Annotated in this window: 6 protein-coding genes; 1 reads left to right on the top strand and 5 read right to left on the bottom strand. The window is 60.0% G+C overall.

Annotated features, from left to right (window positions below):
• Positions 1-116: 116 nt before the first annotated feature.
• A complete protein-coding gene (locus F3I62_RS18740) occupies positions 117-1,082 on the bottom strand; it encodes a type I restriction enzyme HsdR N-terminal domain-containing protein (protein ID WP_160491162.1) in 966 nt (321 codons plus the stop codon).
• Between the two features lie 152 nt (positions 1,083-1,234).
• On the opposite strand from F3I62_RS18740, the gene F3I62_RS18735 reads away from it, so the two are divergent.
• Positions 1,235-2,203, top strand: coding sequence for an integron integrase (locus F3I62_RS18735; protein WP_160491161.1), 969 nt, complete (start codon positions 1,235-1,237; stop codon positions 2,201-2,203).
• A gap of 140 nt (positions 2,204-2,343) precedes the next feature.
• Here the strand turns inward: F3I62_RS18735 and rimO are convergent, their stop codons facing one another.
• The 4 genes from rimO to F3I62_RS18715 form a co-directional block, all read right to left on the bottom strand.
• Entirely contained in the window at positions 2,344-3,666 is a 1,323-nt protein-coding gene (gene rimO, locus F3I62_RS18730; protein WP_160491160.1) for a 30S ribosomal protein S12 methylthiotransferase RimO, read from the bottom strand.
• Between the two features lie 289 nt (positions 3,667-3,955).
• Positions 3,956-4,504: a cytochrome b gene (locus F3I62_RS18725; protein ID WP_160491159.1), complete on the bottom strand. Its 549-nt coding sequence runs from the start codon at positions 4,502-4,504 to the stop codon at positions 3,956-3,958.
• A 155-nt stretch (positions 4,505-4,659) separates the two neighbouring features.
• Positions 4,660-5,463, bottom strand: coding sequence for an outer membrane protein OmpK (locus F3I62_RS18720; RefSeq protein WP_160491158.1), 804 nt, complete (start codon positions 5,461-5,463; stop codon positions 4,660-4,662).
• 298 nt (positions 5,464-5,761) lie between these two features.
• The gene (locus tag F3I62_RS18715; RefSeq protein WP_160491157.1) at positions 5,762-6,712 is read right to left on the bottom strand and encodes an adenosine deaminase; all 951 of its coding nucleotides are present in this window, start codon (positions 6,710-6,712) and stop codon (positions 5,762-5,764) included.
• Positions 6,713-6,959: the final 247 nt, after the last annotated feature.

The following is a 6,959-nucleotide window of genomic DNA, read 5'->3' as shown; positions in this document are numbered from 1 at the left end:
CTGTGCTCACTTAGTGACTCCCGATTGTGCTGTGACTCTCTTGTGGCGCCTAACGCCTCAATAACCGGCGCAGCTTAGCTGCGTCCGGCGCCGAAGGCGCGTAGTTGATTGATTTGTTAAGTGTCTTTTCTATTAAAGAAACTGCTGGCAGCCATACCAAGTACACTTAGAGCTATCGTGAACATTAATCCTATGAACCATTTATTTTGGTCATACATCCTATCGATCTCGGACTTAGTTTGAATTAGCTCTGCCTTCAAAGACTTCTCAGCATTATCTAGGTCTTTTCTTAGGATTGGCACCGCCAAAGCCTTGGCCGGATCTTCAGTAATAGCATTCTCTAAAGCTTCTAGGCGAGAATCTAGCCTCTCTATTGATGAAGAAATTCTACTCGCCTCTGACTTCCAGCCATGTTCATCTGGGACTTTAGATATCGCTTCCAAGCTGCTTTTGCTTATCTTTAATTCAGTCTTTAAGCTGTTTAATTCCTTAACAATATTCTCTCTTTCAGACTGAATCGAATAAATTTTTTCGGTAAGTTCCGCATTATTTAAAGTTTTACTTTCATCAAATAACAGGCCAAATACCATAGCTGCAGTGGCGGCAATAGCGACCGAAGATGTCATGCCCGCAACTATGGTGGACCAGTTTCGAGCAGAGTTTTGCTTTCTAGCTTTTTGTTTTTTACTACTTAGATCTAAGATGGTTTCTACATTTTTAAGAGAGTCATAACTAGGCAGGTCGAAAACCTGAGATACGTCGTTATTTTTGGAATTAACAGAATATATTTTTTCAGATCCATCGATATAGCCGTAGATAAATGCTTGTACACTTCCAGAAAATAACTTTGTATAAGATAAGACCTGCTGGGTTGCACTATCTATATCCCTCAAATTTCTTTTTATTTCAAAAATTGCTAAAAGTTGATTGGTGTCTGGGTCTTTAATTGCGAGATCAATTCGTGCTTGGCTATTTCTACCAATAGCCAATCCCAACTCTAAGACAATCGAGGATTTTGGGTATCCCAGTGCCAAGAGCTTATCGATCAGCTGTTGTCGTACTTGTTCTTCTGATATTTGCACGTTTTCTCCTGACACTTAACTATAATTAGACGACATCTCTGTCGCATAACACCCGGCCGGGTGTCGGATAACGTTCCTTGTCGTTCTGCAAGTCCTTGTCTAGCTTGGAGGAGGTCGCGGGAAATGCGACATCACTCAGGGAGCAACACGACATGGATGACGGCAAGCCAAAATTGCTGGAGCAGGTGCGCCAGCAGATTCGTTTGAGAAACTATTCGATTCGTACGGAAGCTGTCTATGCCGAGTGGGTGAAGCGCTATATCCGCTTTCATCGCTATCGGCATCCCGCGGAGATGGGGGCGGTGGAAATCGAGGCGTTTCTGACCCATCTGGCCGTGGCCAAGAATGTGTCGGGCTCCACGCAGAATCAGGCCTTGGCGGCACTGCTGTTTCTCTACAAGCAGGTGTTGCAGGTGCAGTTGCCCTGGCTGGATGACATTGTCCGGGCCAAGAAGCCCAAGCATTTACCGGTGGTGCTGAGCCGCGATGAAGTGGCCAGGGTCTTGGCGCAGCTGTCGGGTGTGCGCTGGATCGTGGCCAATCTGCTGTATGGCGCCGGGCTGCGTTTGCTGGAGGCGTTGCGGCTGCGGGTCAAGGATGTCGATTTCGCCCGTGGCGAGATCCTGGTGCGTGATGGCAAGGGGCAGAAGGATCGCGTGACCATGCTGCCGCAACGGCTGGTGCTGCCGTTGCAAGAGCATCTGCAGAAGGTGGCGGTACTGCACCGCAGTGATCTGGCTGAGGGCTTCGGGCGTGCCAACCTGCCGTTCGCCCTGGCGCGCAAGTACCCGAATGCGGCGGCAGAGTGGGGCTGGCAATTTGTCTTCCCTTCGATCAATCGCTCCAAGGATCCCCGTTCCGAGGGGATCTTTCGGCACCACCTGCATGAGAAAACCATCCAGCGCGGTGTGCGTGAGGCGGCCAGGCGTGCCGGGATCATCAAGCACGCTACGCCGCATACCTTTCGCCATTCCTTTGCCACCCATCTGCTGGAGAGTGGTCAGGACATCCGCACGGTGCAGGAGCTGCTGGGGCACTCGGACGTGAAGACCACGCAGATCTATACCCACGTGCTCAATCGTGGCGGGCTGGGGGTGATCAGCCCGCTGGATCGGGTGTAGGGAGGGTTTTGTGGGATTTGTCCGTGATAGGCAGGCAACCCTGTGCAGGCTTTGATCGCGGATGAATCCGCTTCCACGAAAAACCTGCACGCCAGAAATGCAAAGCCCCGCTGCGGGGCGGGGCTTCTGCGTTGGGGCGATCAGGCCAGTTCGGCCCAGAGGTCGTATTCGTCGGCGTCGACCACGCGCACGCGCACCTTGTCGCCGGGCTTCACGCTGGTGGAGTCGATGAACACGCTGCCGTCGATTTCCGGGGCGTCGGCGTAGGAGCGGCCGACGGCGCCCTGGTCGTCGACTTCGTCGATCAGCACTTCGATTTCCTGGCCGATCTTCAGCTGCAGGCGGGCGGCGCTGATGGCCTGCTGGTGGGCCATGAAGCGTTCCCAGCGCTCCTGCTTGACCTCGTCGGGGACGATTTCCAGGTCCATGTCGTTGGCCGGGGCGCCTTCCACCGGCGAGTACTGGAAGCAGCCGACGCGGTCGAGCTGGGCCTCGGTCAGCCAGTCGAGCAGGTACTGGAAGTCTTCTTCGGTCTCGCCGGGGAAGCCGACGATGAAGGTCGAGCGGATGGTCAGCTCGGGGCAGATCTCGCGCCACTGCTTGATGCGCGCCAGGGTCTTGTCTTCGAAGGCCGGGCGCTTCATGGCCTTGAGCACTTTCGGGCTGGCGTGCTGGAAGGGGATGTCCAGGTAGGGCAGCAGCTTGCCGGCGGCCATCAGCGGGATGACGTGGTCGACGTTGGGGTAGGGGTAGACGTAGTGCAGGCGCACCCACACGCCCATCGACGACAGCGCTTCACACAGTTCCAGCATGCGCGTCTTCACCGGCTGGCCGTTCCAGAAGTCCATCTTGTACTTGAGGTCGACGCCGTAGGCGCTGGTGTCCTGGGAGATCACCAGCAGCTCCTTGACCCCGGCCTTGACCAGGCGCTCGGCCTCGCTGAGCACGTCACCCACCGGGCGGCTGACCAGGTCGCCGCGCATGGAGGGGATGATGCAGAAGCTGCAGCGGTGGTTGCAGCCTTCGGAAATCTTCAGGTAGGCGTAGTGGCGCGGGGTCAGCTTGATGCCTTGCGGCGGCACCAGGTCGATCAGCGGGTTGTGCTCGGCCTTGGGCGGAATCACCTCGTGCACGGCATTGACCACCTGCTCGTACTGCTGCGGGCCGGTCACCGAGAGCACGCTGGGGTGCACGTTGCGGATGTTGCCTTCGTCCACGCCCATGCAGCCGGTGACGATGACCTTGCCGTTCTCGGCGATGGCTTCACCGATCACTTCCAGGGATTCGGCCTTGGCGCTGTCGATGAAGCCGCAGGTGTTGACCACCACCACGTCGGCATCCTCGTAGGTGGGCACGATCTCGTAGCCCTCCATGCGCAGCTGGGTGAGGATGCGTTCGGAGTCGACAGTGGCTTTCGGGCAACCAAGGCTGACAAAGCCGACTTTCGGGGTGGCGGTGGACATGGGGCTAACCTCATCGGGCGCTCTGGGCGGCGCCGCTGATCAAAAAGTGCGCAATTCTAGCGGCGCTGGCGAGGCTTGGCCAGCGTTACGAGGTGCCATTTGCCTGCTTTATAGGAAGATGGGGGGCGATTGCCGAAGTGCATCGGCAAGCCCGCGTGGGTGGGAGCGGCTTCAGCCGCGAAAAGGCGCTGCAGGCGGGCGACTTATCGCGGCTGAAGCCGCTCCCACAAGGGGGATTGGCGTGGGTGGTGAGGCCCCTCCTACGGGGAATTGCTCCCGCAGCTGGCGGTTAGCCGCGCCCTGGCAGCATGCGGGTCAGTGTGTTGTCGCGGCTGACGAAGTGGTGGAACAGCCCGGCGACGGCGTGCAGGCCGATCATCCAGTAGCCGGCGGTGCCGGCCAGTTCGTGCAGTTCCTTGATCTGCCCGGCCAGGTCGGGGTTCTTGTCGACCAGCGGCGGCAGTTCCAGGCCGAAGAACGGGACCGGCTTGCCGGCGGCGCTGAGGATCAGCCAGCCGGCCAGCGGGGCGCCGATCATCAGCAGGTACAGGGCCAGGTGCATCAGCTTGGCGGGGATGGCTTGCCAGGTTGGAATGGCCGGGACGATCTGCGGCGTGGGCGCGACTAACCGTGCCAGCAGACGCAGCCAAACCAGGGCGAAGATGGCCATGCCGAGCATGAAGTGCCACTGCTTGAGCAGTTCGCGCGGTTCGCTGCCCTTGGGGAAGTTGCCCTTGAGTTCGATGCAGGCATAGACGCCGGCGATCAGGATCAGCATCAGCCAGTGCAGGCCGATGGACAGGCTGCCGTAGCGGGATTCGTTGTTTTTCCAGGTCATCAGGCTTTCTCCGGTTCGCGTCTTCTGGCGAGGTGCGTGGCAGGGTAGCCGGGGAGTCTTAACCGAAGCTGAATCTGGATCAAGCCGAATGCGCTGCCTTAGGGGGCGTCGTGCGTACCTGCTGCGCGCGGCGCACCCCAGGGCGTGGCGAGCGCTTAGAAGTGGCCCTTGGCGATGACGCTGAAGGTGTTCTGGTCGGTCGGGCCGACGAAGTTGTCGCTGACGAAGCCGCTGTCTTCGATGCTGTACTTGTCTTTCCAGTAGTCGTATTCGATGCCGACGTAGAGTTTCTGGCCCCAGCCCATGGCCTTGGCCAGGTCGTACTTGATCTGCGGGTTGAAGTGCAGGTTGGCGTGGGCTTCGCCCTTGTCGTTGACGTCGTTGTCGACGATCCAGTCCATGAAGCCGTCGATCACCAGGTCGGAGTTGCCGACCGGGATGGTGTAGCTCCACACCGGGGTGATCTGCCAGACGTTGTCGCCCGGGCGACCGCTTTCGGTCTGGCGCAGGTAGGTGTTGAGCTGGAAGTAGTCGAAGCCGGGGATGTTCAGGTCCACCGCCGGGCCGATCAGGTAGGTCTCCACATCGCCCTCGCCGAATTCGTAGGTGGTGCTGAGCAGCACATCCTTGATCGGCCCGAAGGACAGGTCGGCCCCGCTGATCTTGCCCAGCGACAGGCGCGGCGAGAACTCGCCATAGAGGGAGCTGTCGTCGTGGCCGTCGTCGTTGCCCTTGCCGTTGAAGTTTATGCTGTCGACGAAGATGAACAGGTCGCCGACGCTCCAGCCGCTGGCGTGCTCGAAGGTCAGGGTCTGCTGGATCGGCGCATCGACCTTGTAGTCCTTGCCGTAGAGGTAGGTCAGGCTGTTGTCCTGCCACTGCAGCAGGTCGCCGGCGAGGGCCTGGCCGGTGGCCAGCAGGCCGCCGGCCAGCATCAGGGAAGTTGCGGTGCGCTTCATGGGGGTGCTCCTGAATGGTCGAATTATGGTTTTGAACCTGTCGTGTTGGTCAGGCTTTCTTGTATGAGCAAGAACGGCGCCAGTTCCTGTCTATGCGGACAGAAAAATCAAAAAGCCGGGCGCCGCTCGTGTCTTTCGGGGTAGCCGGCCAGCGGCCAGGCTTGCCTGGTCGGCTCGCTGGCCCGGGTGGGCCGTAGGCAGCGGGTTTGCGTGCCTCAAGCTGGCGCAACTTTGCGCCATCGTGTGGCGTACTGCGGCGATCGATGCCTGTGCCCCGGACTCTGCCGGGGCACAGGCATCACTTGACCAGGCGCGCGTCCAGGCTGTTCTGCGCCAGGCGCCGGGCCTGGTCCTGGGTCATGCCGAGGCTGTCGTGCAGGGCGGCGAAGTTTTCCGTGACATAGCCGCCGAAGTAGGCCGGGTCGTCGGAGTTCACCGTCACCTTCACCCCGCGTTCGAGCATCTGCAGGATGTTGTGCTGGCGCATGTCGTCGAACACGCGCAGCTTGGTGTTGGACAGCGGGCAGACGGTCAGCGGGATCTGTTCGTCGATGATGCGCTGCATCAGGCGCTCGTCTTCCATGGCGCGCACGCCGTGGTCGATGCGTTCGATCTTGAGCAGGTCGAGGGCTTCCCAGATGTACTCGGGCGGGCCTTCCTCGCCGGCGTGGGCGACGGTCAGCAGGCCTTCGCTGCGTGCCTTGGCGAACACGCGCTGGAACAGGCGCGGCGGAAAGCCCATCTCCGAGCTGTCCAGGCCGACGGCGACGAAGGCATCGCGGAACGGCATGGCCTGTTCCAGGGTGTTGAACGCGGCTTCTTCCGGCAGGTGACGGAGGAAGCTGAGGATCAGGCCGTGGCTGATGCCCAGCTGCTTGTGGCCATCGTCGAGGGCCTGCTTGATCCCGCGCAGCACCACCTCGAAGGGGATGCCGCGGTCGGTGTGGGTCTGCGGGTCGAAGAACGGCTCGGTGTGGATGACGTTCTGCGCCTGGCACTTGAGCAGGTAGGCCCAGGTCAGGTCGTAGAAGTCCTGCTCGGTGCGCAGTACGTCGGCGCCCTGGTAGTAGAGGTCGAGGAATTCCTGCAGGTTGTTGAAGGCATAGGCCTGGCGCAGGCTGTCCACGTCGCCCCAGGGCAGGGCGATCTGGTTGCGTTCGGCCAGGGCGAACAGCAGCTCGGGTTCCAGCGAGCCTTCCAGGTGCAGGTGCAGTTCGGCCTTGGGCAGGGCGTTGAGCCAGTCGTACATGGCGGTAGTCTCGTGGTCGGGCGTAATGGGTGCAGTTTAATCGGTGTGGCGCTGTGGGAGCGGCTTCAGCCGCGATTCAGCAGGCAGCACCGAGTCGGCCCTGATCGCGGCTGAAGCCGCTCCCACACCAGCAAATGGGTGGTGTAGGTGCGACCGCTTGTGCGCCAACCGTCGCCATTGCGCTTGTGTGGGAGCGGCTTCAGCCGCGATCGAGCGGGTCGCACCGCGCGGATCCAGTCGCGGCCAA

It is taken from the genome of Pseudomonas sp. R-28-1W-6 (assembly GCF_009799925.1).
Classification (GTDB): domain Bacteria; phylum Pseudomonadota; class Gammaproteobacteria; order Pseudomonadales; family Pseudomonadaceae; genus Aquipseudomonas.
This window is presented reverse-complemented; position numbering and strand designations above follow the sequence as displayed.